General features: G+C 60.7%; 3 protein-coding genes. 2 read left to right on the plus strand and 1 reads right to left on the minus strand.

Annotated features, from left to right (window positions below; genetic code table 11):
- Window positions 1-80: 80 nt before the first annotated feature.
- On the minus strand, window positions 81-1,178 hold the full coding sequence (locus AC1D1P_RS22140) for a PA0069 family radical SAM protein (RefSeq protein ID WP_477674464.1): 1,098 nt from the start codon (window positions 1,176-1,178) through the stop codon (window positions 81-83).
- Window positions 1,179-1,324: 146 nt separating this feature from the next.
- Between AC1D1P_RS22140 and AC1D1P_RS22145 the strand changes: the two genes are divergently transcribed.
- Window positions 1,325-1,591, plus strand: a complete 267-nt coding sequence (locus AC1D1P_RS22145) for a hypothetical protein (RefSeq protein WP_477671079.1) — start codon at window positions 1,325-1,327, stop codon at window positions 1,589-1,591.
- 71 nt (window positions 1,592-1,662) lie between these two features.
- Window positions 1,663-1,906: DOPA 4,5-dioxygenase family protein (locus tag AC1D1P_RS22150; protein WP_477674465.1), on the plus strand; the 244-nt coding region annotated here is incomplete at its 3' end.

The following is a 1,906-nucleotide window of genomic DNA, read 5'->3' on the forward strand; positions in this document are numbered from 1 at the left end:
CCTTTTATCTTCAAACGGTATGAGGCGTGATGCACACGCTTTTTGGACTATAGCCCTCGCGTCGAACTGACGCGTGCCCCTCARAACAGCCTGCCCTGCCCTTCGGCACCCGCAGCCGCTGGCGGCCGGAACCGGCTCAGATCCAGCTCGATGCGCTGGCGGTTAAAGCCGATCCGGTGGCAGGCTTTCTCAAAGCGCTGCTTGATGAGCTCGGCCCACAGGCCGTGGCCCTTCATGCGCGTGGCGAAGTCGCTGTCGTAATCTTTGCCGCCGCGCATCTCGTGGATGCGCGCCATGATGCGCGCGGCGCGCTGCGGGTAGTGCAGCTCCAGCCACTCCTTGAAAATGGGCGCCACTTCCCACGGCAGGCGTATCACGGTGTAGAAGGCGCTGCGTGCACCGGCCTCCCAGGCCGCCTCCAGCACGTGCTCCATGTCGTCGTTTACAAACGGGATTTGCGGCGCCACGCTGACGCCGACAGGAACACCATGCTCTGCCAGCGTGCGGATGGTGCGCAGGCGCCGGTGCGGCGCGGCCGCGCGCGGCTCGAGCTTGCGTGCGAGTTCGCCGTCGAGTGTGGTGATGGTCACGTAGGCGGCGGCCAGCTTGTCGGCGGCCAGCGGCGCCAGCAGATCCAGGTCACGCTCTACGCCGCTGGATTTAGTGATCAATGAAAACGGGTGCCGCACTTCCTGCATCACCTCAATGATGCTGCGCGTCAGTCGCAGCTCGCGCTCGGCGGGCTGGTAGCAGTCGGTGGCCGAGCCGATATTGAGCAGCTTGGGAACATAGCTGCGTTTGCGCAGGTCGGCGCGCAACACCTCGGCAATGTTGCGCTTGGCGATGATCTTCGTTTCAAAGTCSAGGCCAGGCGAGAGGTTGAGGTAGCTGTGCGTAGGCCGCGCATAGCAGTAGACGCAACCATGCTCGCAGCCCCGGTACGGGTTGATGCTGTAGTCAAAAAAGATATCAGGCGAATCGTTGCCGACGATGGCGCTGCGGGCTTCTTCCATTGTGACCGTGGTTTCGATCCGGGGTGCCTCACCCGCCGCGCCTTCTTCCAGCGTACCCCAGCCGTCGTCCCATGCGTTGCGCACGTCTTTCTCAAACCGGTGCGGCATGCGTGTAGCAGTGCCCCGGCCCTTGATGGCATGGAGGGGAATGACGGCGTCGGACATAGGGCAACAAGATTCGGTGGAAGGTAGCGGTGCCCGGCAGGGCCGCAGAAAATACTGTATATAAATACAGTATATTCAAACAAAAACCCTTTGGCAAATGTCTGCAGCAGTGCCCGCAATAATGGGTTTAAAGCAGGAGACATCCCATGGCACACGTACTGGCAAAACTCACCGGCGCGCCGCTGGCCGCCGTCAAACAGCAGCTGGAAAAAGATGCGGATGAACATGCGAAGCAAGGCATGTATCTGAAGTATCTCTGGCAAAACGCGGAAGACGCAGCAGAGGTGTTTTTTCTGTTTCAGGTGAAAGACCTGGCACATTGCCAGCAGCGCATGAAGCAGACGCATGCAAAAGTCCGCGAAGAAAACCCCGATGTACCGCTACCGACCCTGACGTTTCTGGAGGATGCCTGAGGCCTCATCCAATGCGTGATGGATACGCCCCTTTTCCATTTTCCCTTCCCTCTCCTCCCTTCCGTTTCACCATGATCCAGCGACCTGAAAACCTTTATGCCCGCTATCACGCCCACGTGTATTTCGGGCCCGGCACCGTTGAGCAGGCACGTGCCCTGTGCGAAAAAGCTGGCGCGCTTTTCGGGATTGCCGTGGGGCGTGTGCATGAACGCGAGGTGGGGCCGCACCCGCGCTGGAGTTGCCAGCTGGCATTTGACCGCGCGGCGTTCGGCAGCGTCATTCCCTGGCTCGAAGAACACCGCGACGGACTGGATG

The sequence above is a fragment of the Polaromonas sp. P1_E1_2 genome, assembly GCF_056406035.1.